This is a genomic window from Streptomyces saintjeani, from assembly GCF_055409605.1.
Genome location: NZ_CP189624.1, coordinates 2627027 through 2648980, shown reverse-complemented (window position 1 = coordinate 2648980; position 21954 = coordinate 2627027). Strand labels below are relative to the sequence as shown.

Below are 21954 nucleotides of genomic sequence, written 5' to 3'. Positions count from 1 at the left end.
CCGGTTGTCATGACGACAACTTTACCGAGCGGTTCCGACTTCAACCTCCCACCCGCGAAAGGGCGTTCACATGTCCAGGACCAGACGCCCGCCGCGTGCCCGGGAGACGCAGATCAGCATGGAGCCGTCGCGCTCCTGATCGGTGAGGAGTTCGTCCCGGTGGTCCACCTCGCCCTCCAGCACCCGCTGCCGGCACGTCCCGCAGAAACCCTGCTCGCAGGAGTAGAGCGTGTCCGGCAGTTCCTCGCGCACGGCGGCCAGCACCGAGGAGTCGGCGGCGACCGTCAACACGCTTCCGCTGCGCCGGAGTTCGACCTCGAAAGGCGCGTCGCCCGCCAGGGCCCCGGCCGCCCCGAACCGCTCCAGCCGCACCCCCGGCACCCGCTCCTCGACCGCCGCCGCCAGCCCCTCGGGCCCGCAGCAGTACACGGCCGTCCCCTCCGTCAAGTCCCCGAGGAACACGTCGAGTTCACCCCGCCCCTCGACCACCGTCACGCGGTCCGCCCCGAACTCCTCGACCTCCCTCAGGAACGGCATCGACGCCCGCGACCGCCCGCAGTACAGCAACCGCCACTGCACACCCTTCGGCAGCGCCCGCAGCATCGGCAGGATCGGCGTGATCCCGATCCCGCCCGCGACGAACACGTAAGCGGGCGCCCCGGCAACAAGGGGAAAGCGGTTACGCGGCCCCCGCACCTCGACCTCCACCCCTTCCCGCAGCTCCTCGTGCACCTCCCGAGACCCGCCCCGCCCGCCTTCGACGAGCCGCGCGGCGACGGTGTACGACGAGGTGTCCCCGGGGTCCCCGCACAACGAGTACTGCCGCACGAGCCCCGAGGGCAGCACGAGATCGAGATGCGCACCGGGTTCCCAGCGCGGCAACTCGCTGCCTTCCAGCCGGAGTTGCACCACCCCCTCGGCAACCGTCTCTCGCCCCGCGACCCGCAACCGCACCCCCCGGGTCCGAGGCCGCCCCGACACCGGCTCCTCCAGCGCAGGCATCGGCCACAGCGGCGACGCCTGGATCCGCCGCCGCATCGAGCGCCTCACCAGCAGTGCGGCCCCCGCGACCGCGACGACCGCCAACGGCCGGGGCGCCATCAGGACGCCCTCTTCTCTGCGGCGAGCGCGGCCGGAGAGGCGGCGAGATACGCGACGGCCTGCTCGGTCGACCCCTCCTGCGAGGGGTGGTACGTACGGCTGAGGTAGCTCGGGATCGACTTCAGGATGTCCCCGGTCGCCGGCAGCGTCCCCTGTTGGCCGCTCAGGTAGAAAGCCTTTACTGACGCCTTTCCGTCCAGCACGGTCGGATCGTTCTCCATGAAGAACCGGATCCCGCGCTGCCACAGGAACATCAGCGTCGCGAACGCCGTCCCCCAGGTCCGCACCCGCCGCCGGTAGTTCCCGTCGACGTGCATGAACAGGTCGAACGCGACCGACCGGTGCTCGACCTCCTCCGCGCCGTGCCACCGCAGCAGGTCCAGCATCATCGGGTCGGCGCCCCGCCGGTCCAGTTCCTCCGCGTTCAGCACCCAGTCCCCGAGGAACGCCGTGTAGTGCTCTATCGCCGCGATCAGCGCGACCCGCTCCAGCAGCCACCAGCGCCGCGCCCGCCCCGGCGGCAGCGTCCGGTCCCCGAGCAGCTTCTCGAACATCCAGTCCACCTGCGCGGTGTACGGCGTCGGGTCGAGCCCCTGTTCCCGCAGGTGGGGCAGCACCTCGTCGTGCGCCTGCGAGTGCATCGCCTCCTGCCCGATGAACCCGACGACGTCCGCGCGCAGCCGCTCGTCCCGTATGTACGGCAGCACCTGCCGGTACACGTGCACGAACCACCGCTCGCCCGCGGGCAGCAGCAGGTGCAGCACGTTGATGGTGTGCGTGGTGAAGGGGTCCCCGGGCACCCAGTGCAGCGGGGTCCCCTCCCAGGAGAACGACACCCTCCGCGCCTTGAGGTCGACCCGCTCGCCCTCGACCGGCCGAGGTGCGGCCTGCTTGTTAGACATGATGTCAATGTACTGACGGGTAGAGCGGGGGTGAACCCCTGTGCACGGCCGAATTTCAGCAACCGTTTTCTGCCGTTTCCTGCACGTTCTACCGCAGCGCCTTGACCGCTTTCCCGCCCTTCAGCGTCCCCTCAAGCCCCGCCTGCACCCCTTGCTCGGTCCGTACGGCGAGGAGGTTGCCGTCGGCCCGCGCGTCGACCCCGCCGGTCGTCCGCAGCGACGCGGTGTCCTTGTCCCCGGCGGCCAGCAGGAACCAGTGCCCGGCCTTCGACTTCCACAGCGCCCCCGCGAGCACGTGCGGGTCGCGCGGACCGCACGCCGGTCCGTCCGCCGCCTTCGCGACGACCGCCCCGACCAGCCCGCCCGGCGTGTGGAACTGGGCCAGCGCCCGCGTCCCGTCACCCCGCCAGGTCTCCGCACGCGTGCACACCCAGTCCGCCGACCCGGTCCCGTCCGGCAGCGCCTGGCGCGCGAACTGCCAGACGTTCACGGCCCGTACGCCGAGCGCCCGTGCCTCCCCGAGCGAACAGGCGTACGGCGCCCAGGTCTTGAGGGCCTCCGCGCCGGTCGCGTCCTTCGCCACGCCGGGCCGCCCCGAGGTGAGCCGCGCCGGGACCAACTCGCCCAGATCGCTGAGGAGTTGGCGGCCCTGCCCGCCGGTCAGCTCCAGGACCTCCCAGCCCGTGCAGGTCCCCGTCTTCGTCGCCGGGCTGACCAGCGGGGACGTCACGCCCTGCGTCAGCGTCAGGTCCATCACCCCGGCGCCGGGCTTCGACAGATCCCGCTCACCGGCCTTGGTGACCCAAGGGGCGGTCAGATAGCGGACGTTGCCGTCGGCGCGGCTCAGCACCACCGCCCCCGACTCCGCGCCGGACGCGCCGTCCACGCGCGCGAAGTCCAGGGCGGCCCCGGCCGTGCCGTCCTTCGGCTCGGCGTAGCGGGCGATGCGCAGTCCGTCGTACAGGATCACCACGCGGACGTTGTCGACCGTGCCCGCGTACAGGAGTTGGGGCGGGCCCGAGGGGCCGCCGGTCGGGGTGTCCGGGGTCGCGGAGACGTGGACCTGCTCGCCGGGGCGCGCCCAGACGGCCAGCGCGCGGCGCAACAGGCCGTCGTCGCCGGTGAGTTCACCGCGTGCGGGCCACGCCGAGAAGTCGGTGCGCGCCGACGTCCGCCACGCGACGGGGGAGACCTTCAGGAGGCGTCCGGGGTCCAACGCGGCTTCCGCGGCGGGGTTCTTGGCGTACGCCGGGGCCGCCGCGCCGTTCGGACCCCAGCCGCCCCCGGGCAGCACGACCAGCACCCCGCACACCGCGAGCGCGGCCCCGGCGGCCAGCGCCGCCCTGCCGTGCTGGCGGCGGCGCATCAGGTCCGTCGGCCGCGCCTGGAGCGAGCACGGGTCGAAGCCGGGGGAGTCGAGGAGCGTGAACTCCCCTTCCACCGCGCCCGATTCACGCAGCGCCGCGTCGATCGCGGTGACCCCGCACTCCCCGAGAACCTTGCGGACGCCGGCATCCGGCAGCTTCTCCAGACCGGACAGCGCGTACGCCGCGCGCGCCGGGCCGTCCAGCCCCGACAGCCGCTGCTCCAGGGCGAGTTCGTCGGCGCCGCCCGAGCGCGGGAACAGCCGCAGCCCCCACACCTGGGGGAGCAGCGGCGGCAGTTGGGCCCGCTTCGGCCACGCGCGGCGCCTGAGCGGCAACCCGGCCTGGAGCGCCGTACGCACGACCTGGAGCCGGACGTACGCGTACCCCGGGTCGCCGTCCCGGCCCGTCGACTGCGCCGGGATCACCGGGGCCGAGGCCCTGCGGCGGGGCAGGGCGCGCTGGACGAGGGCGTGCGCGGTCAGGACGCGGCGGCCCCGCGCGAGCGTCGGCGGCAGCACGAGGTACGCGAGCCGGACGAGGCGCGGGTAGTGCTCGACGAGCGCGGCCTCGGCCTGCTCGACGTCGAGGGCGGGGCCGGAGTGGGGAGAGCGGGACGCTGGGCGCTGGGCGACATCCTGTGACTGCACGTCCGGGAGAACGAGCGGCACGACGGGAGGTCACCGCCGGTCGGGTGAATCCCCCCTACGGGTACGGGCGTTCGAGGAACGTTTCAGCGCGGCCGGCACACCACGCCGGACCGGCACCGGCCGAACCGGCCTGCCCGGCACGCCGGTTCACGCCGCACGCCCCCCGGTCCCACCTCAGCCCTCCGGCTCCACCAGCGCCCGCGCATAGTTCGCCATCGACCGCTGATAGCGCGGCAGATGACCCGCGAGCGCCCCCAGCACCAGCGACAGCCCCTCCCGGTCCCGGCCCAGGCTCGACAGGCACAGCGCGAGGCAGGCCCGGACCGCGTCGTCCAACTCGTCCGAGGGCGCGTCCAGTTCGGGCGTCAGCAGCTTCACGCCCTCCTCGGCCCGGCCCACGTTGCGCAGCGAACTCGCCAGCTGGATCTTCGTACGCCGTTTCCGGTAGCCGTCGAGACCGAGCGCGAGGGCCTCCTCGTACAGCGGAACCGCCTTGTCGGAGCGGCCCGTCGAGTCCCAGGCGCACGCCTGCTCGAAGGGGGCCGTCGGGTCGCCCGGCGGCAACTCGGCGGTGAGCGCGATGATCACGGCGCGGAAGTCGGCGCCTTGTTCCTCCGTGTACTCGTCGTAGCTCGCCCACGCGGCCTCGACACGGTCTTCCCAGTCCTGGTTCATGGAGATCACGATGGCACGCGAGAGTGAAGAACCGCACCGGGATAAGTGACCGGTTGAGTGGTTCGTACGCCTGGGCCCGTATCCAAGGTGAGGTCTTTCGCAGGGAGGAACTGGACAGTTGACTTCCTCCCCCGCCTCAAGGGCGGGGGGTTCCAGCGGTCGCCCGCTGGGGTTCCTGCTTCATCGACGACCGCCCCGTCCGGGAGGACTCCCGTTGAGGTCTTACGCCGTCTCCACAGGCGGATGCCGCCAGCCCGGCGGCCAGGATGTTGCGTGCCGCGTTCACGTCGCGGTCATGCACCGCGCCGCACTTGCACGTCCACTCACGGACGTTCAACGGCAGCTTCTCGCGGACCGAGCCGCAAGCCCCGCACAGCTTCGAGCTGGGGAACCAGCGGTCGATCACGACGAGTTCGCGCCCGTACCAGGCGCACTTGTACTCCAGCATCATGCGCAGGTCCGTCCACGCCGCGTCACTGATGGCGCGCGCCAGCCTGCCGTTCTTGAGCAGGTTGCGGACGGTGAGGTCCTCGATCACGACCGTTTGGTTCTCACGGACGAGACGAGTGGTGAGCTTGTGCAGGAAGTCACGGTGCCGGTCGGCGATCCGCGCGTGGACCTCGGCGACCTTACGCCGGGCCTTCTCCCGGTTCGCCGAGACCTTCACCTTCCGCGACAACTCCCGCTGGGCCTTCGCCAGGCGGGCGCGGTCACGCCGCTCGTGCTTCGGATTGGCGATCTTCTCCCCGGTGGACAGCGTCACCAGCGACGTGATCCCCGCGTCCAGGCCGACCGCGTTCGTGGTGGCGGGGGCAGGGGCGATGGTGTCTTCGCACAGCAGGGACACGAACCAGCGCCCTGTGGCATCGCGGGACACGGTCGCGGTGGTCGGCTCCGCACCCTGGGGCAGCGGACGCGACCAGCGGATGTCCAGCGGGCCGGTCATCTTCGCGAGCGTCAGCCGCCCGTCGCGCCAGGTGAAGGCGGAGCGGGTGTACTCGGCAGACGCGCGGGACTTCTTCCGGCTCTTGTACCGGGGGTACTTGGTGCGCCTGGCGAAGAAGTTCCCGAACGCCGCCTGAAGGTGCCGCGGTGCCTGCTGGAGCGGAACGGAGGACACCTCCGTCAGGAAGGCCAGTTCCCCGGTCTTCTTCCACTCCGTCAGCGCGGCGGACGACTGCACGTAGGAGATCCGGCGCTGCTCGCCGTACCAGGCCCGGGTGCGCTCCTCCAGTGCCTTGTTGTAAACGAGGCGGACACAGCCGAACGTGCGCGACAGCTCGGCCGCCTGCTCGTCCGTGGGGTAGAAGCGGTACTTGAACGCCCGCTTGACCTGCTGCGTCATGCCTCGCATAGCATCAACTTCCGTGTGAGCGGGTTGTGTAGACCGGTGTCAGATGGGCGCCGGTCCGCCCTGGTGGCGAACCGGCTTTGCCTGCCCTGCTCCGCAGGAGCTTCGTTTCTCCCCCGCAAGAGGGAGGTAGCCCCACCACCGGCTGGAGCCGGAGGTATCGACGAAGGAGAGCCCCGATGAAGCTGACCCGACCGACGCTCGCGGCGCTGGCCGCCGTGGCGGCGCTGACGCTGGCGGGCTGCGGATCCGGCGGGGACGACAAGGCAGCGGACGCCGTACCCGTCGCGGCGACCGGCAGCCTGGAGCAGCTCGCGGCGAAGGTGGACTGCAAGCCGAACATGCAGACCGACGCGGACGAACTGCGCCAGGCCATCTGCAAGACCGCCACCGGCAAGTTCATCCTCCTCACCTTCGCGACCGACCGCGGGCAGCGCGAGTGGATCAACGGTGCGAAGGACTACGGCGGTCACTACCTCGTCGGCCGCAAGTGGATCGCCGTCGGCGACCAGACGAAGACGGTCGACACCCTGCGCAAGACGCTCGGCGGGGACATCGAGGAGGGCACCGACCACTCGGCCGGACACACAAGTCACTGACCAAGTCACTGACACACGTCACTGGTTGGGAACGTACGAGAGAGCCGGCGGTGGGATTCCCACCGCCGGCTCTCTCATGTGCTGGGCTCAGGCCACTACTGGCACTTCTTGCCCGTGTTGATGCAGTTGACCATCTTGTTCATCGTGTTCTGCGAGAAGAAGTTGATGAAGTCGTTGTGGTCGGTGATCGGCTTGTGCAGGTTCTCCGGGAAGGAGTCCACCGCGTAGGCGTTCTTCACCTGGCCGTTCTGGATCTGCGGAGCCGGAACGTTGTAGACCAGGCGGACCTGGAGCTGGGGGATCGCCTTGAAACCGTTGGCGCACTGGCCGTTGCCCTGGACGAAGGCCACGTGCGTCCGGTGGTTCGCGGAGTCGATGTTCTTGCCGTCCCAGCAGCTCTGGAAGAAGGACGTCCGGACCACCTGGCTGCCCTGCGGGCAGATCGGGTACTTGTCCTTCAGCTGCACCTTGTTCTCGAAGCCGGTGCAGCTCCAGTTCGTGTTCGCGTTGGCGTTGCCGTTCACGAACGCCTTGGCGTCACCGGTGATGATGCGCAGCGCGGACGGCATCCCGACGACGTTGCCCGCCTTGTTGCCGACGAACTTCAGCTGGGCCTGGGCCGGCTGGAGGATCTTGCCGACGTTGCCCTCCTTGCCGCCGCCGTCGTTGTTCTGGTCGAAGTCCTGCGAACCGTCCTGGACGCGGAGGACCGGCCAGAAGTACGAGGACTTGTCGCCCTGGTTCTGGCAGCTGGTCTGCGCGTTCTTCAGCTCCTGGTCGGACGCGAAGGCGTCGTTCGACTGGTTGCCGACGTAGTCGTGCAGGTGGTGGGCGCCGTTGGCGACACCCGGAGCCACGATCACGTTGTCCGTGTTGTGGTTGTCGTTGCCGTTGGTGCCGCACTTGGTGGTGAAGGAACCGCGCGACCCGCTGTTGCCGTTGGCAGCGAGACCGTTGTTGCCGACACCGAAGTTGGCGCCACCGCCGGCCTTCGTGATGTCCACGAAGTCCGCGGCCACCGGGCCGTTGCCGCCCTGACCGCCACCGGCCTGCTGGCCGCCGTTGTTCTGGCCGCCGTTGTTGTTCTGGCCGTTGCCGTTCTGGCCGTTCTGACCATTCTGGCCGTTGTTGTTCTGGCCGTTGTTGTTGTTCTGGCCCCCGTTGTTCTGGTTGCCGTTGTTGTTGCCGCCGTTGTTCTGACCGTTGCCGCCGTTGTTCTGACCGGCATTGGTGTTGGCGTTGGCAACCTGCGGGGTACAGGCGGCGAGCTGGCTGAGCGAGTTGTCGAACTGCCCGCCCACCCGCTGGATGTTGATGCGGATACGGTCGATCGTCGCGGCGCGCTTCTCCTTCAGCGGCCCGGTGATCGCGTTCTGCACGAAGCCCGCGTCCTGAGCCTGCGCCTGCCGAGTGGAGGCGAGCCGGGCGTATGCCTCGGTGATCTGCTTGTCCAGCAGCGCCAACTCCCTGTCGACGCCCTGGCGCGCGTTCTGCGGCACGTTCGTCAGCTTCTGGCCGACGTCGGGGCAGGCGATCGTCGCGACCTGGGCACCAGCGGCCTTGACCTCGTTCTGGCCCGAGCCGTTCGACGATTCGTGCGCCGAAGCGTAGAAGTTCGCCCAGATCAGCCCGCCCCCACCGAGCGCTAGGGCCGCCGACGCGGCTATGGCCTTGTTGGCCATCGACGAACGGCGTTTACGTGTGTTGCGTCCCATGGAACTCCTCTGACTTCCTTGCGGGGCAGCATCGAGGCGCCCGACAGGAGTGAAGCGGCGTCGTTCATTACGCACGCCGGCTCAGAGGTGTTCAGCTGTCTCAGAAAAACCTGTGAGACAACCCGAGTTGCCGGGATCAACGCTCTCGGTCCAGGAACGCCAGCACCGCCAGTACCCTGCGGTTGTCGTCGTCCGAGACCTCCAGACCGAGTTTCGTGAAGATGTTCGCTGTGTGCTTCGCCACAGCCCGCTCGGTCACCACGAGCTTCCCCGCGATCGCCGCGTTCGTCCGGCCCTGCGCCATCAGCTCCAGCACCTCCAGCTCCCTCGGCGTCAGCCGCGCCGGGAGCCGGTCCTCCCCGCGCCGGGCCAGGAGCTGCTGGATCACCTGGGGGTCCATCGCCGTGCCTCCCGCCGCGACCCGCCGTACCGCGTCCACGAACTGCTCCGCGTCGAACACCCGGTCCTTCAGCAGATAGCCCACCCCGCCGGTGCCGTCCGCCAGCAACTCCCGCGCGTACAACTGCTCCACGTGCTGCGACAGCACCAACACCGGGAAACCCGGCCGTTCTTGCCTCGCCCGCAGCGCGCACTGCAAACCCTCGTCCGTCAGCGTCGGCGGCAGCCGGACGTCCACCACCGCGACGTCCGGCTTCAACTCCCGCAGCGCCCGGTCCAGTTCGGGGCCCGTCTCGACCGCTGCCGCGATCTCGAAACCGAACGCCTCCAGCAGGCGCACGAGGCCGTCCCTCAGCAGGAACAGGTCCTCGGCTAGGACAACACGCACGGGATCTCCAACGTCGCCATCGTGGGGCCGCCGACGGGGGAGCCGACGGCCAGGACGCCGTCGAATGTACCCAGCCGGCGTTCCACCCCGGCGAGCCCGGAACCCGCGCCGACGGCTGCGCCGCCCCGGCCGTTGTCGGTGACGGAGATCCTCAACAGACCGTCGGCGTGGTGGACGTCGACCCAGATCCGGTCCGCGTTCGCGTGCTTCACCGCGTTCGTCAGCAGCTCGCTCACCGCGAAGTACGCCGCCGACTCGACGGGAGCCTCCGCGCGGCCCGGGAGTTCGACCGTGACCTCCACCGGCAGCGGCAGCCTCAGCGCCAACGCCCGTACGGCGTCGCCGAGTCCGCGCTCCGCCAGGACCGGGGGGTGGATGCCCCGGACCAGGTCCCGCAACTCCTCCAGCGTCTCCACGGAGTTGCGCCGCGCCTGCGCCAGCAGCTTCTTCGCGGTCGCCGGGTCCCGCTCGACCAGCGCCTCGATCGTGCCGAGGTCCATGCCCATCGCGACGATCCGCGCCTGTGCGCCGTCGTGCAAGTCCCGCTCGATACGGCGGAGTTCGGCGGCGGAGGTGTCGACAGCGTCCCGCCGGGTGTCGGTCAGGACCCGTACCCGCTCGGTGAGTTCGTCGTGGTCCGCCCCCAACACGGCCCTGGTGAGCCGGAAGTGGACGGCCAGGAGGGTCCGGTTGTAGCGGAGGGCGAGGGTGAGACAGACGGCGCCGAGTCCGGCTGCGGCGAGCGCCGTCGGGAAGTTCGAGACGGGTACGAACGCGTACCAGTACGGGTCGTCGCCGTACACCTTCCACAGCCCGAACGGCATCGCGAGCCCCTCGACGGCGTAGAAGGCGAGGGCGGCCGGGAGCAGGGCGGTGGCGAACCCGGGCACGAGATCCGCGGCGAGCCACCGGAGGTCCCGCCAGGTCTGCGGGTCCCTCAGCAGTCCGGCCGTCCGCCCCCAGATCCCGCCCCGTACGTCCCGGTAGACGGCCGGAATCCGCACCCCGCCCCACTCCTGCGCGATCTCCCGCCGCTTGCCGGCGTACTCCCGCACGGCGTGCAGCACGGCGGGGGTGGTCACGACCCCCACGCCGACGGGTATCAGGGCCAGCGAGACCGACGTGACGACGACGAGGAAGATGCTCACCGGCAGCATCGCCGCGGCGATCGCCAGCCCCTGCACGGCCGCGAGCCACGCGCCGCGCACCCGGCCTTTGGATGTGTTGATGTCCATGCGCCCAGTCTTCCGGCCGGGGGAGGGACGGTCACTGGGCCAAGGACCCGGAGGGTGGGGTGGTGGTAGGTACACCCCCACTCCTCTCACCCACCCGCCAACACCTTCGCCTCCACCTCCTCCGGCACCCCGATCGTCAGGTCCGGACGGCGCGGCACCTCACCCCCGAGGGACCGCAACCACGTCCACGTGTCCGCGACCGTCTCCTCCACCGGGCGGCACGTCAACCCCGTCCCCACCGCCCGTGACACGTTCGCGGCGTGCAGCGCGTCGTGCATGTCCGTCCCCGGCGGCACCCACACCGGCAACTCCGTCCACGGCTTGATGCCGGCCGCGAGGATCGTCTCGGGGTCGGTCCAGCGGAGGTTGGCGGCGGAACCCGTTACGGAGACGCAGGCGTCGAGGAGCCGGCCCATGGTGGAGTGGCCCTGGGGGGTGACGAGGTTGACCGGTCCGCTCACCTCGCGTTCCAGCGCGCCCAGCAGCCACCCGGCGAGATCGCGGGCGTCGATGTACTGCAACGCCAACTCCCTTGGCCCGGGGGCGAGTACGTCCCCACCCCGCGCGATCCTGGCCAGCCACCAGGGAAGGCGCCCGATGTTCTCGTACGGCCCGAGAATCAACCCGGCCCGCGCGAACAGGGACCGCTCGGCCCCGAACGCCTCCAGCGCGGCAAGCTCACCACCCCGCTTGTCCCGCGCGTAGTCGGTCAGCCCGGCACCGGGTTCCCCCTCGACGACCCGCGCGCTCTCGTCGTACCCGGCGGGCGGCGCCCACTCGTACACGGACAGGCTGGACACGTACGCGTACCGCCCGACGCGCCCCCGCAACAACCGGGCCACGCTCTGTACGGCCTTCGGCTCCCGGGCCCACGTATCGACGACGGCGTCCCACGTCCCCTCGGCCAACGCCGCCAACCCGCCGTCGACGGTCCGGTCCCCGACAAGCTGCTCAACGCCCGCGACGGCTCCGGCGGACCCCCGATTGAAAACGGTGACGTCCCACCCCCGAGCAACAGCGGCCTGCACAACGGCCCGCCCCACGAACTGAGTCCCACCCAGCACAAGAAGTTTCATGGGAGGGACTCTGCCCGTTGATCACTCCGGACGGAACGCAACTCTGCCGACAGCAGAGGAGCCGGGGAAGGATTGCACCTTTCAGGCCGAAATCAGGCGATACCAACCGTCTTTTCCCGGCACCCCCCTAGGCGCAACTACCCAACCGGCGGAGCGTACTTGTACCCCACCCGCCGAACCGTCTGAATGGCCTGCCGATGCGCCCCCAGCTTCCGCCGAAGCCGGGCCACATGCACATCCACGGTCCGCCCGTCCCCCACATGCCCGTACCCCCACACCGTGGTGACGAGCTGATCCCGGGTATGCACCCGATGAGGATGAGCCACAAGATGCGCGAGCAACTCGAACTCCAGGTACGTCAGATCGAGTTCGACCCCGTCGACGAACGCGGTCCGCTGGACGGAGTCGACACGGACGAGCGAGTCGTCCCCGCCGGGTTCAGGCTCGGGCTCCCGCACGGCCACCGGCAGGAACGGCGGCTGCTGATCCGCCGGGACGAGGACGAGGTACCCGACCATGGGCGGCTGACCGGGCAGAGAGGGCAGCGTGTGCTGCGGCGCGGGCAGCCAAGTCGCCCCCGGCGGAAGGAAGTCGGAGATCTCCACGACCTCGTCCCGATCGACGGCACGCAGCCGATGCCGGGAAGGAGAGGAAGCGGCAACCCCGGCGGAGCGGTACGCGGGGGACAGTGAACGAGTGGTGGTCGCCATGAGACGTCAGCTCTTTCGCGCGAGGAGTCAGGTGGACCGACGGCCCCGATTCGTGGTCGGGCCCCGCCGAGGGACGTACCTGTTCGCGCCGGCCGAAGACCGGGATGTACGGCTTTAGAGGGCCGGCGCGTTCACCGCGCGACAACACACCCGATCGAAGTCGTGATGCTGACGGGAGGGCCAGAACGGCTCAAGGTCATGGCGACCCGTCGCATCGCACTTCTGGAAGCTGGCCATGCCCACATTGAAGCAGACCCCGCCCTGTGAGAGGACCCTCCTCTCACAGATTGGACGCATCCTTGACCACAACCGAAGCCCCCTCCCCTCACCCCACCAGCCGCTTACGCCAGTCCAGGGGAGTAACGGCGATCCCCTGACAACGCGAGAAGGGCGCCCCCGACACGGGAGCGCCCTTCAAGGAGTTGGGTGGGGTCAGACCTGGCCGGCCTTCTCCAGTGCGGAGCAGCACGTGTCCACCAGCAGGCGCGTCACCACGTACGGGTCGACGTTCGCGTTCGGGCGGCGGTCCTCGATGTAGCCCTTGCCGTCCTTCTCGACCTGCCACGGGATACGGACCGAGGCGCCACGGTCGGAGACGCCGTAGGAGTACTCGTTCCACGGGGCCGTCTCGTGCAGGCCCGTCAGGCGGTCGTCGATGCCCGCGCCGTAGTGCTTGACGTGGTCCAGCGGCTTCGAACCCTCGCCGAGGGACTCGGCGGCGGTGATGATCGCCGCGTACGTCTCCCGCATCGCCTTCGTGGAGAAGTTCGTGTGCGCGCCCGCGCCGTTCCAGTCGCCCTTCACCGGCTTCGGGTCCAGCGTCGCGGAGACGCCGAAGTCCTCGGCCGTACGGTAGAGCAGCCACCGCGCGATCCACAGCTGGTCGGCGACGAGGCTCGGGGAGAGCGGGCCGACCTGGAACTCCCACTGGCCCGGCATGACTTCGGCGTTGATGCCGGAGATCCCGAGGCCGGCGGCGAGGCAGTTCTCCAGGTGCGCCTCGACGACCTCACGGCCGAAGATCTCGTCCGCGCCGACGCCGCAGTAGTAGCCGCCCTGGGGGGCCGGGAAGCCGCCCTTGGGGAAGCCGAGCGGGTAGCCGTCCTGGAAGAACGTGTACTCCTGCTCGATGCCGAAGATCGGCTCCTGCGCGGCGAACCGCGCCTCGACCTCGACGAGCGCGGCACGCGTGTTGGACGAGTGCGGCGTCATGTCGATGTCCAGGACCTCGCACAGGACGAGGATGTCGTCGCCCCCGCGGATCGGGTCCGGACACGTGAAGACCGGCTTCAGCACACGGTCCGAAGCGTGACCCTCGGCCTGGTTCGTGGAGGACCCGTCGAAGCCCCAGATCGGCAGCGACTCGAGCCCGCCGAACGCGTCCGTGACGATCTTCGTCTTGGAACGCAGCTTGGCCGTCGGCTCGGTGCCGTCGATCCAGATGTACTCAGCCTTGAAGGTCACGGGCCACATCCTTCGGGGGTATGTCTTGTGCGCACTTGCGGGTGCTGCGGCACTACGGCACTGGGGCACCGCGTCGAATACCGGCACCCTGTCAACAGGCGGTTTCCCGCCCATTGCCCGAGTGTGAACCCCGTGTTACCTGGGTGTTCTGTGACGGGATTCACGGAGGTGAGGGGCGGAAGGGCCGATACGAACGGACGCGGCGCGGAACCGATCACCCCGAAAGCCACCGCCCCGCACCCACCCGCGCGACGGCTCGTATGCGATGCGGTTGCCCCCCGAAGACCACCCGCTGGCCGAAGACCACCCCCCCCGGCCGAGGATCACCCGCCCCCGAGGCCCCCCGCCCGCCGAAGGCGCCCTAGATCCACCTCCGCCCCCGCTCCCGCCGATACCGCCTCTCCCACCGCGCCTGCCGGTCCCGCCGCTCCCGGTACGCCTGGTACGTCGTCGGACGACCCGTGTTCGCCCCCTCCTCGGACTTCGGCGGGCGCCGCAGGGACAGGTACAGCGCCCCCGCGACCAGCCACCACAGATGATTCCCGAACCCGAGCACGACCAGTACGGCGATCGCGCCCAGCGCGATGATTCCCATGACGGATCTCCTCCTTCTCCTCTTCGGGTTCCCTCACCCCGCGCATGTATCAATGGGCCCATGCCAGAACTGACTTCTTTCGGGTACGCCCATGGCGGCGAGGTTCTCAGCGGGGTGCACGGCGGTCCGGCCGGCGCACCGGCCGCAGCCGTCCTCCTGCACGGCGCCGGACGCGGCAGCAAGGCCCGACTCCTCCCGCTGGCCGGGGAGTTCACCGCGCACGGCGTCCAGGCCCTCGCCCTCGACTTCACCGGCCACGGCGAAAGCACCGGACAGCTACGGGAGTTGAGCCTCCAGCGCCGGTTCGAGCAAGCGGTCGCCGTCATCGACGCGTACGTCCCCGCCGAACTCCCCCTGATCCTCGTCGGTTTCAGCATGAGCGGACAGACCGTCGCCGACCTCACCGCCCACTACGGCGACCGCGTCACGGCGATCGCCCTGGCCGCCCCCGCCGTATACGCCCCCGAAGCCTGGACCGAACCCTTCGGCGAGGGCGACGGCAGGTTCACGGAGATCATCCGGACGCCGGACACCTGGCGGCGTTCGGCCGCGCTGGACGTGCTGCGGGCCTACACCGGCCGCGCCCTGCTCCTCGTACCGGAGACGGACGAGGTGATCCCGCCGGAAGTGACCGAGGCGATCGAGGACGCGCTGACGGCACGGGCCCAGTACAGCAGGGTCGAACTAAAAGGTGCCGACCACCAGTTGGGACTCTGGTACCGGGACCACGCCGAGGCGAGACGGGAGTTGGTGACCGGCCTCCTCACCGGCCTCACCGACCGGGGCTGGACGGCGACCTGGGAGTGGCTGGCCGAGCAGACCGGCAAGAAGCGCGTCGACTCCCAGCCGCTGAAGGGAGGTTGGAGCTCCCAGATGCGCCGCGTCACACTCGAAGACGACGCTGTCGTCCTGCGCACCTTCGTGAAACCCTTCTTCCACAGACACGCCCCCGGCCTCCTCAACCGAGAGGCGGCCATCCTCACCCTCCTCGCCGACGAGGACGGCATCCCCACGGCACGACTCATCGCCGTGGACCCCGACGCCACCCACTGCGACCACCCCTCCCTCGCGATGACCGCCCTCCCCGGCCAAGTCCGCTTCGACGAGGACGACTTGGACCACCGCCTCGACCGACTCGCGGCGCTCCTCGTACGCATCCACACGGTCACCCCCGCCGAACGCCCCCGCGACTACCAGCCCTGGACGTCCGCAGACCGAGTCAAGACCCCCCAGGGCGACCTGTGGACCCACGCGGTGAGCCTCATCCGCCGCGAACCCCCCACGTACGACCCCTGCTTCCTCCACCGCGACTTCCACCCCGGCAACGTCCTCTTCCACGACGGCCGGATCACCGGCGTCGTCGACTGGGTGGAGACGTCCTGGGGCCCGGCGGACGTGGACGTCGCCCACTGCTCGACCGCGCTCGCGCTCCTGCACGGCCCGGAGGCGGGACTCGGCTTCCGGGAACGCTACGAGGCCCACGGCGGACGCCAGTTGGCCCCCGACGCGGACCACCTCTACTGGCGCCTCCTGGACTGCCTCCACTACGCCGGCGACGCGACCAAACTCGCGGGCCCCTGGCGGGAGTCGGGCCGCACCGACCTGACCCCCGAGGTGCTGGGCGAGCGGATGGAGACGTACGTACGCGGCCTCATGGCGACGTACACATGAAAGAGCCGGGTGCCAACGAGCAGCACCCGGCGCTCAGTTCACCGCGAGTACCGCATCAGCGCCCGCACCATGTGACACGTCGTGTCCGACGGCGGGTGGATGCCGATCCGCTCGGCCGTGGAGCGGATCCTCTCGTTGCGGGCCTGGTTCGGGACGAACACCCCTGCGTCGAGGAGTGCGATGGCGAGGCGCATGGCCTTGAGGCGGCGGTTGTGCGAGATGTACCACTCACGCGGACGCCCCGCGGGCAGCGGGTGCTTCTCGACAGGGGCGTACGGCAGATCGAACAGGACAGCGGACACAGGCGAACCTCCCGTTGTCAGGACGCCGCCGGGGATGTGTCGAACCCCCCGGCGACACCCTCGAACACTGCTTCTATTCTACTACCCGCCACTGACAAAAGCCCCTGATCAAAGGCCGTTCGGGGGCTCTCCCAGCACCTCACTCACGTACCGTTGGACGCATGGAGATCTGGATCAACCCCGCCTGTTCCAAGTGCCGCAGCGCCCTCACGATCCTCGACGCGGAGGGCGCGCGGTACACCGTCCGCCGCTACCTGGAGGACGTACCGAGCGAGACCGAGATCGCGGAGGTCCTCGGGCGGCTCGGCCTCGAACCGTGGGACATCGTCCGCACGCAGGAGGCCGCCGCGAAGGAACTGGGCCTGAAGGAGTGGCCGCGCGACGAGGCGTCCCGCGCCCGCTGGATCGCCGCCCTCGCGGCGCACCCGAAGCTGATCCAGCGCCCCATCATCACCGCCGAGGACGGTACGGCGGTGGTGGCGCGGACGGAGGAGGCGGTACGGGGGACGCTGCTCACACCCCCGGCGCACCCCACACCGGGAACCACCGGCTGAGGTCCTGCTCGATCCGCAGGTCGTTCACGAGAGCCGCCTTGACCCGCAACTCCAGCGCGTTGTCCCGGCGTTGGCCGCTTCCCAGCGGTGCGAACGGGTAGAACGTGCCCCGCTTGTAGAGGTACACCAGCGCGAGCCCCCGCCCGTCGGCGTCCGTGAACCCCGCGAGGGAGCACAGGAGTTGCGGCCCGAACCCGTTGACCTCCATCGAACTGTTCACCGCGTGCAGGTCGTTGACGAGCGCGGCGAGGTCGTCGGGGGAGCGGCGGGACACGAGCCAGGAGTAGCCGTACGTGTCGCGCACCAGCTCGACCGGCGGCCCCGTACGGTCCGTGTCCGCGTCCAGCAGCGCCTGCACCTCCCGGTGGGTCTGGTCGAACGCCGAGCCCTCGACCGTCGCGAAGCACACCGCGCCGACGCCGGTCGGGGTGAGCCCGGCCGCCGCCTCCAGGGTGATCGCCGCCGAGGGCAGCGCGAAGAGCTGGTCCAGGTCGGGTGCGACCGGCTTGGTCCGGCCCAGCAGGATGTCCAGCAGCCCCATCAGTCAGTCCGTCTTCCCCAGTGGTTCACCCAACTCGGCGGAGATCCGCCCCAGTTGCTCCAGCCGCTGGTCCAGGCTCGGGTGGGTCGAGAAGTACCGGGCGATGCCCGGCTCCGAGCCCAGCGCCGGGGTGAAGTAGAACGCGCTGAACGCCTGCGCCGTCCGCAGGTCCTTCGAGGGGATGCGCGCGATGTCGCCGTCCACCTTCGTGAGCGCCGCCGCGAGCGCCGAGGGACGGCCGGTCAGCAGCGCGGCGGCCCGGTCGGCGGCGAGTTCGCGGTACCGGGACAGCGCGCGGATCAGCAGGAAGCTCAGCGCGTACACGGCCATCGAGACACCCAGCACGGCGGCGAACACGGCGAGGGTGTTCTGGTCCTTGCGGTCCCGCCCGCCGAACATCTGGGAGTACAGCGCGAACCGTACGATCAGCCCCGCCATCACGCCGAGGAACGAGGCGATCGTGATCACCGCGACGTCCTTGTGCGCCACGTGCGACAGCTCGTGCGCCAGCACCCCTTCCAGCTCCGCTGGCTCCAGCCGCCGCAGCAGCCCCGTCGTCACGCACACCACGGCGTTGTCGGGGTTGCGCCCCGTCGCGAACGCGTTCGGCATGTCCATCTCGGAGACGGCGACGACGGGCTTCGGCATGTCGGCGAGCGCGCACAGCCGGTCCACGACGGCGTGCAGCTCGGGATACTCCTCCCGCTCCACCACCCGCCCCCGCATCGCGAACAGCGCGATCCGGTCCGAGAACCAGAACTGGGCGCCGAGCATCGCGGCCACGATCACCACGACCAGCACCCACGACTTCAGCAGCACGATCAGGGCAGCGACGAACCCCACGTACAGCAGCCCCAGCAGGAACATCGTGACCGTCATCCGTACGGTCAGCTGCCGGTCGCTCCGGAAACGGCTCCGCATCTGCAATCACCCCGCAGTCAGGCACTCGCCCCACTGCCCAGTGTGCTCGTGACCACCCCATGAACAGTCCCTGAACAGCCCCCGTCCAGGCAAAAGCTCCTGAGAGCGCCCTCAGAACCCCTGAAACCCGCTGTACCCCAGTACGACGATCAGCACGGCGACACTCCCGAACACCACCACGACAGACCGCCACGGCGACCCCGCCCCGAGCCGCACCCGAGGCACCCGCAACCGCCGCCGACGCCCTGAGGGCTCCCCCCGGAACGGCACGGCCTCCGGCGGCTCCTCTTTCCACTTCGCCGCCAGCATCCGCGCCCGAGCCGACGGCTCCTTGTGCGCGGCCCCATCGGCCCACCGAAGATCGAACTCCCGCTCCTCGTCGTTCTGTTCGCCCTTCTCCGTCATACACCTCACGATACGACGGCGCCCCCGCCCCGGAGAACGGGACGAGGGCGCCGGACGGCTCACGGTTCGATCACACGTCGTAGTACAGCTCGAACTCGTGCGGGTGCGGGCGCAGCTGGAGCGGCGCGATCTCGTTCGTGCGCTTGAAGTCGATCCACGTCTCGATCAGGTCGGACGTGAAGACGTCGCCGGCGAGGAGGAACTCGTGGTCCGACTCCAGCGCGTCGAGGACGGCGTTCAGGGAGGTCGGGACCTGGGCGACGCCCGCGTGCTCCTCGGGGGCCAGCTCGTAGAGGTCCTTGTCGATCGGCTCGGCCGGCTCGATCTTGTTCTTGATGCCGTCGAGGCCCGCGAGCAGCAGGGCGGAGAAGGCGAGGTACGGGTTGCCGGAGGAGTCGGGCGCGCGGAACTCGACGCGCTTGGCCTTCGGGTTGGAGCCCGTGATCGGGATGCGCATCGCGGCGGAGCGGTTGCGCTGCGAGTACACCATGTTGATCGGCGCCTCGAAGCCCGGGACCAGGCGGTGGTAGGAGTTCACCGTCGGGTTGGTGAACGCCAGCAGCGACGGCGCGTGCTTGAGGATGCCGCCGATGTAGTAGCGCGCGGTGTCCGACAGGCCCGCGTACCCGGCCTCGTCGTAGAACAGCGGGTCGCCGTTGGCCCACAGCGACTGGTGGACGTGCATGCCCGAGCCGTTGTCGCCGAAGATCGGCTTCGGCATGAAGGTCGCGGTCTTGCCGTTGCGCCAGGCGACGTTCTTCACGATGTACTTGAAGAGCTGGAGGTCGTCGGCCGCGGCGAGCAGCGTGTTGAACCTGTAGTTGATCTCCGCCTGGCCGGCGGTGCCGACCTCGTGGTGCTGGCGCTCGACCTTGAGGCCGGACTTCTCCAGCTCCAGGGAGATCTCGGCGCGCAGGTCGGCGAAGTGGTCGACCGGCGCGACCGGGAAGTAGCCGCCCTTGTAGCGGACCTTGTAACCCCGGTTGTTCTCGACCGCACCGGTGTTCCAGGCGCCCGCCTCGGAGTCGATGTGGTAGAAGCTCTCGTTCGCGGCGGTGGAGAAGCGCACCGAGTCGAAGACGTAGAACTCGGCCTCGGGACCGAAGTACGCGGTGTCCGCGATACCGGTCGACGCGAGGTACGCCTCCGCCTTCTTCGCCACGTTGCGCGGGTCACGGGAGTACTGCTCGCCCGTGATCGGGTCGTGGATGAAGAAGTTGATGTTCAGCGTCTTGTCGCGGCGGAACGGGTCGATCTTCGCGGTGCCGAGGTCGGCGCGCAGCGCCATGTCCGACTCGTGGATGGCCTGGAAACCACGGATCGACGAGCCGTCGAACGCCAGCTCCTCGTCCGGGTCGAACGCATCGACGGGCACCGTGAAGTGCTGCATGACGCCCGGCAGGTCGCAGAAGCGCACGTCGACGAACTTGACCTGCTCGTCCGTGATCAGCTTCTTGATGTCGTCGGCGTTCTGGGACATCCAGCTCCTCCTACTCCCGGCTGTTTCCCGAGCCGGGGTGGTAGTTCGTTCGTGCGGCCAGTGCGGTGGCACACGCTCGTCCCGACCCTAGGGACGGGTGATTTCTCGGGCGTGACCCATTTGTTTCACCGAAGTTAACCGGCTCCGGCCCGCCCTGCCCACCCGGCCCCCCGCCTGTCGGCTTCCCCGTACCCGCCCAGTACCGTGGACGGGTGGACAAAAGGCAAGCACTCGGATCCTGGCTCTCCGGACCCCGCGCGGCCCTGGAGGAAGCCGGTGCGGACTTCGGCTACCGGGGCCGGGACCTCGGTCTCCCGGAGGACGGCCCGAACTCCCTGGCCCGCCCCGGCCGCCGCCTCGGCGCACTCGCCGTCGACTGGGGCCTGAGCGTCTTGATCGCATACGGCCTCATCACGGACGGCTACTCGCCCGCCACGAGCAACTGGGCCCTGCTGGTCTTCTTCGTCCTGGGCGCCCTCACGGTCACGACGATCGGCTTCACCCCCGGCAAACGCCTCTTCGGCATCCGCGTCCTCCACCTCCCCACCGGCACGGTCAACCCCCTGCGCGCCCTGCTCCGCACGTTCCTGCTGTGCCTGGCGGTCCCGGCCCTGGTCTGGGACAAGGACGGCAGGGGCCTGCACGACAGGCTGGCGCAAACGGTCGAAGTGCGGATCTGAGCCAACGTCTTTTAGGGGCGCGGGGCTGTATCGATATGCGGCTCCGCCGCGTGGGCGCGACCAGCCACGACGGCGCCGCACCCGAAAACAAAAAGAACCCCGGAGAAAAATCCCCGGGGTTCTTCGTCGTACTAGCGGCCCTTGGGCCCACCCTTCGGCAGCTTCATACCCTTCGGCATCGGCCCCTTGGGAAGCGGCATGTTGGACATCAGGTCCCCCATCGCCTTCAGCCGGTCGTTCGTCGCCGTCACCTGCGGTCCGGTTAGAACCCGCGGATACTTCAGCAACGCCGTCCGCAGCTTCTTCAGCGCGATCTGACCCTCGCCGACGCCCACGATCACGTCGTGCACCGGCACATCCGCGACGATCCGGTTCATCTTCTTCTTCTCGGCGGCCAGCAGAGTCTTCACCCGATTCGGGTTCCCCTCCGCGATCAGCACGATCCCGGCCTTGCCGACGGCCCGGTGGACGACGTCCTGGCTGCGGTTCATCGCGACAGCCGGCGTCGTGGTCCAGCCACGCCCGATGTTGTCGAGGACGGCGGCGGCGGCCCCCGGCTGCCCCTCCATCTGTCCGAACGCGGCCCGCTCGGCCCGCCGCCCGAAGACGATCGCCGTACCCAGGAAGGCCAGCAGGAAACCGAGGATCCCGAGGTAGACCGGGTGGTCGATCCAGAAGCCGATCGCGAGAAAGACACCGAGGATGAGGAGGAAGACGCCCGCGAGCACCAGGCCGATCGTCTTGTCGGCCTTACGGGTCATCTTGTACGTCAGGGCGATCTGCTTCAGTCGCCCGGGGTTCGCGGATGCTGCCGCGCTGTCACTTCTCGCCATGCCAGAAGTCTACGTGCCCGGTGCGGAGCCCTCGCGCTCAGGGACGGGCGGAGCTGACCGCTTCGAGGACGCGCTCGGTCTCGACCCGGTCCTTGGCCCGGCGGCGGTCTTCGAGCACGGAGGTCCACGCGTTGCGGCGGGCCGTGCGCTGGCCGCTGCTGAGCAGCAGCGACTCGACGGCGCGCAGGGCGTCGGTGAAGGTCGGGATGGCGGTGGCACGGACGGGTGCGGCCTGCATGGTGAGGTCCCCCCTCGGAAAGGCTTTGGGTATGGGCCTACGTGATGTGACATCAGCGTCACTGATTGGTGTTACCAGGGCGTGACCGACCGGTCAAACGCCGAT

At 69.7% G+C, this 21954-nt stretch carries 23 protein-coding genes; 4 read left to right on the top strand and 19 right to left on the bottom strand.

Annotated elements, in window-relative coordinates; genetic code table 11:
* Positions 1-66: 66 nt before the first annotated feature.
* The 5 genes from ACQCO7_RS11825 to ACQCO7_RS11805 form a co-directional block, all read right to left on the bottom strand.
* Positions 67-1101 (bottom strand): PDR/VanB family oxidoreductase, encoded by a 1035-nt coding sequence (locus ACQCO7_RS11825; protein ID WP_464071782.1) that lies wholly within the window; start codon positions 1099-1101, stop codon positions 67-69.
* Complete coding sequence (locus ACQCO7_RS11820; protein ID WP_464071781.1) at positions 1101-2003, bottom strand: metal-dependent hydrolase; 903 nt, start codon at positions 2001-2003, stop codon at positions 1101-1103. The genes ACQCO7_RS11825 and ACQCO7_RS11820 overlap by 1 nt, the downstream gene beginning before the upstream one ends.
* 88 nt (positions 2004-2091) lie before the next feature.
* Positions 2092-4017, bottom strand: a complete 1926-nt coding sequence (locus ACQCO7_RS11815; RefSeq protein ID WP_464077198.1) for a hypothetical protein — start codon at positions 4015-4017, stop codon at positions 2092-2094.
* Between the two features lie 174 nt (positions 4018-4191).
* Positions 4192-4692: a tetratricopeptide repeat protein gene (locus tag ACQCO7_RS11810; protein WP_464071780.1), complete on the bottom strand. Its 501-nt coding sequence runs from the start codon at positions 4690-4692 to the stop codon at positions 4192-4194.
* Between the two features lie 136 nt (positions 4693-4828).
* Positions 4829-6037 carry an RNA-guided endonuclease InsQ/TnpB family protein gene (locus ACQCO7_RS11805; RefSeq protein WP_464071779.1) on the bottom strand — a complete coding sequence of 403 codons (1209 nt, stop codon included), beginning with the start codon at positions 6035-6037 and terminating at the stop codon, positions 4829-4831.
* Between the two features lie 185 nt (positions 6038-6222).
* Between ACQCO7_RS11805 and ACQCO7_RS11800 the strand changes: the two genes are divergently transcribed.
* Entirely contained in the window at positions 6223-6642 is a 420-nt protein-coding gene (locus ACQCO7_RS11800; RefSeq protein WP_464071778.1) for a hypothetical protein, read from the top strand.
* Between the two features lie 95 nt (positions 6643-6737).
* On the opposite strand, the gene ACQCO7_RS11795 is transcribed toward ACQCO7_RS11800, so the two are convergent.
* The 7 genes from ACQCO7_RS11795 to ACQCO7_RS11765 all read right to left on the bottom strand — a co-directional run bounded on the left by ACQCO7_RS11795 (position 6738) and on the right by ACQCO7_RS11765 (position 14224).
* Complete coding sequence (locus tag ACQCO7_RS11795) at positions 6738-8357, bottom strand: DUF1996 domain-containing protein (RefSeq protein ID WP_464071777.1); 1620 nt, start codon at positions 8355-8357, stop codon at positions 6738-6740.
* Between the two features lie 136 nt (positions 8358-8493).
* Positions 8494-9144, bottom strand: a complete 651-nt coding sequence (locus tag ACQCO7_RS11790) for a LuxR C-terminal-related transcriptional regulator (RefSeq protein WP_464071776.1) — start codon at positions 9142-9144, stop codon at positions 8494-8496.
* Positions 9129-10379, bottom strand: a complete 1251-nt coding sequence (locus ACQCO7_RS11785; RefSeq protein WP_464071775.1) for a sensor histidine kinase — start codon at positions 10377-10379, stop codon at positions 9129-9131. Before ACQCO7_RS11785 ends, ACQCO7_RS11790 begins: the two co-directional genes overlap by 16 nt.
* Positions 10380-10465: 86 nt before the next feature.
* The gene (locus ACQCO7_RS11780; protein WP_464071774.1) at positions 10466-11455 is read right to left on the bottom strand and encodes an NAD-dependent epimerase/dehydratase family protein; all 990 of its coding nucleotides are present in this window, start codon (positions 11453-11455) and stop codon (positions 10466-10468) included.
* A 137-nt stretch (positions 11456-11592) separates the two neighbouring features.
* The gene (locus tag ACQCO7_RS11775) at positions 11593-12165 is read right to left on the bottom strand and encodes a winged helix-turn-helix domain-containing protein (protein ID WP_464071773.1); all 573 of its coding nucleotides are present in this window, start codon (positions 12163-12165) and stop codon (positions 11593-11595) included.
* Positions 12166-12597: 432 nt separating this feature from the next.
* Positions 12598-13629 carry a glutamine synthetase gene (glnII, locus tag ACQCO7_RS11770; RefSeq protein ID WP_464071772.1) on the bottom strand — a complete coding sequence of 344 codons (1032 nt, stop codon included), beginning with the start codon at positions 13627-13629 and terminating at the stop codon, positions 12598-12600.
* A gap of 361 nt (positions 13630-13990) precedes the next feature.
* Positions 13991-14224 carry a hypothetical protein gene (locus ACQCO7_RS11765; RefSeq protein WP_464071771.1) on the bottom strand — a complete coding sequence of 78 codons (234 nt, stop codon included), beginning with the start codon at positions 14222-14224 and terminating at the stop codon, positions 13991-13993.
* A 60-nt stretch (positions 14225-14284) separates the two neighbouring features.
* On the opposite strand from ACQCO7_RS11765, the gene ACQCO7_RS11760 reads away from it, so the two are divergent.
* Positions 14285-15895 carry a phosphotransferase gene (locus ACQCO7_RS11760; protein WP_464071770.1) on the top strand — a complete coding sequence of 537 codons (1611 nt, stop codon included), beginning with the start codon at positions 14285-14287 and terminating at the stop codon, positions 15893-15895.
* Positions 15896-15933: 38 nt separating this feature from the next.
* Here the strand turns inward: ACQCO7_RS11760 and ACQCO7_RS11755 are convergent, their stop codons facing one another.
* Positions 15934-16197: a hypothetical protein gene (locus tag ACQCO7_RS11755; RefSeq protein ID WP_010352006.1), complete on the bottom strand. Its 264-nt coding sequence runs from the start codon at positions 16195-16197 to the stop codon at positions 15934-15936.
* A 161-nt stretch (positions 16198-16358) separates the two neighbouring features.
* Between ACQCO7_RS11755 and ACQCO7_RS11750 the strand changes: the two genes are divergently transcribed.
* Complete coding sequence (locus ACQCO7_RS11750) at positions 16359-16751, top strand: arsenate reductase family protein (RefSeq protein ID WP_464071769.1); 393 nt, start codon at positions 16359-16361, stop codon at positions 16749-16751.
* Here the strand turns inward: ACQCO7_RS11750 and pspAB are convergent.
* From pspAB to glnA, 4 genes are all read right to left on the bottom strand, one after another.
* Positions 16711-17292, bottom strand: coding sequence for a PspA-associated protein PspAB (pspAB, locus tag ACQCO7_RS11745; RefSeq protein WP_464071768.1), 582 nt, complete (start codon positions 17290-17292; stop codon positions 16711-16713). The two genes, ACQCO7_RS11750 and pspAB, sit on opposite strands and share 41 nt — an antisense overlap.
* A 3-nt stretch (positions 17293-17295) precedes the next feature.
* A complete protein-coding gene (htpX, locus tag ACQCO7_RS11740; RefSeq protein WP_464071767.1) occupies positions 17296-18213 on the bottom strand; it encodes a zinc metalloprotease HtpX in 918 nt (305 codons plus the stop codon).
* 111 nt (positions 18214-18324) lie between these two features.
* Positions 18325-18618 carry an SCO2583/SCO2584 N-terminal domain-containing protein gene (locus tag ACQCO7_RS11735; protein ID WP_464071766.1) on the bottom strand — a complete coding sequence of 98 codons (294 nt, stop codon included), beginning with the start codon at positions 18616-18618 and terminating at the stop codon, positions 18325-18327.
* Positions 18619-18688: 70 nt separating this feature from the next.
* On the bottom strand, positions 18689-20098 hold the full coding sequence (glnA, locus tag ACQCO7_RS11730; RefSeq protein ID WP_409119179.1) for a type I glutamate--ammonia ligase: 1410 nt from the start codon (positions 20096-20098) through the stop codon (positions 18689-18691).
* A 212-nt stretch (positions 20099-20310) separates the two neighbouring features.
* Between glnA and ACQCO7_RS11725 the strand changes: the two genes are divergently transcribed.
* A complete protein-coding gene (locus ACQCO7_RS11725) occupies positions 20311-20778 on the top strand; it encodes an RDD family protein (RefSeq protein ID WP_112474565.1) in 468 nt (155 codons plus the stop codon).
* A gap of 131 nt (positions 20779-20909) precedes the next feature.
* On the opposite strand, the gene ACQCO7_RS11720 is transcribed toward ACQCO7_RS11725, so the two are convergent.
* The gene (locus ACQCO7_RS11720; protein WP_464071765.1) at positions 20910-21611 is read right to left on the bottom strand and encodes a DUF4191 domain-containing protein; all 702 of its coding nucleotides are present in this window, start codon (positions 21609-21611) and stop codon (positions 20910-20912) included.
* 37 nt (positions 21612-21648) lie between these two features.
* A complete protein-coding gene (locus ACQCO7_RS11715) occupies positions 21649-21849 on the bottom strand; it encodes an SCO2195 family GlnR-regulated protein (RefSeq protein WP_409119177.1) in 201 nt (66 codons plus the stop codon).
* Positions 21850-21954 lie beyond the last annotated feature (105 nt).

Coding starts and splice junctions, on each gene's coding strand:
- ACQCO7_RS11820 (WP_464071781.1), bottom strand. CDS start 2,003: ATGTCTAACAAGCAGGCCGCACCTCGGCCGGTCGAGGGCGAGCGGGTC.
- ACQCO7_RS11810 (WP_464071780.1), bottom strand. CDS start 4,692: ATGAACCAGGACTGGGAAGACCGTGTCGAGGCCGCGTGGGCGAGCTAC.
- ACQCO7_RS11800 (WP_464071778.1), top strand. CDS start 6,223: ATGAAGCTGACCCGACCGACGCTCGCGGCGCTGGCCGCCGTGGCGGCG.
- ACQCO7_RS11765 (WP_464071771.1), bottom strand. CDS start 14,224: ATGGGAATCATCGCGCTGGGCGCGATCGCCGTACTGGTCGTGCTCGGG.
- htpX (WP_464071767.1), bottom strand. CDS start 18,213: ATGCGGAGCCGTTTCCGGAGCGACCGGCAGCTGACCGTACGGATGACG.
- ACQCO7_RS11825 (WP_464071782.1), bottom strand. CDS start 1,101: ATGGCGCCCCGGCCGTTGGCGGTCGTCGCGGTCGCGGGGGCCGCACTG.
- ACQCO7_RS11750 (WP_464071769.1), top strand. CDS start 16,359: ATGGAGATCTGGATCAACCCCGCCTGTTCCAAGTGCCGCAGCGCCCTC.
- ACQCO7_RS11805 (WP_464071779.1), bottom strand. CDS start 6,037: ATGACGCAGCAGGTCAAGCGGGCGTTCAAGTACCGCTTCTACCCCACG.
- ACQCO7_RS11785 (WP_464071775.1), bottom strand. CDS start 10,379: ATGGACATCAACACATCCAAAGGCCGGGTGCGCGGCGCGTGGCTCGCG.
- ACQCO7_RS11775 (WP_464071773.1), bottom strand. CDS start 12,165: ATGGCGACCACCACTCGTTCACTGTCCCCCGCGTACCGCTCCGCCGGG.
- ACQCO7_RS11715 (WP_409119177.1), bottom strand. CDS start 21,849: ATGCAGGCCGCACCCGTCCGTGCCACCGCCATCCCGACCTTCACCGAC.
- ACQCO7_RS11720 (WP_464071765.1), bottom strand. CDS start 21,611: ATGGCGAGAAGTGACAGCGCGGCAGCATCCGCGAACCCCGGGCGACTG.
- ACQCO7_RS11780 (WP_464071774.1), bottom strand. CDS start 11,455: ATGAAACTTCTTGTGCTGGGTGGGACTCAGTTCGTGGGGCGGGCCGTT.
- ACQCO7_RS11760 (WP_464071770.1), top strand. CDS start 14,285: ATGCCAGAACTGACTTCTTTCGGGTACGCCCATGGCGGCGAGGTTCTC.
- glnA (WP_409119179.1), bottom strand. CDS start 20,098: ATGTCCCAGAACGCCGACGACATCAAGAAGCTGATCACGGACGAGCAG.
- ACQCO7_RS11735 (WP_464071766.1), bottom strand. CDS start 18,618: ATGACGGAGAAGGGCGAACAGAACGACGAGGAGCGGGAGTTCGATCTT.
- ACQCO7_RS11795 (WP_464071777.1), bottom strand. CDS start 8,357: ATGGGACGCAACACACGTAAACGCCGTTCGTCGATGGCCAACAAGGCC.
- pspAB (WP_464071768.1), bottom strand. CDS start 17,292: ATGGGGCTGCTGGACATCCTGCTGGGCCGGACCAAGCCGGTCGCACCC.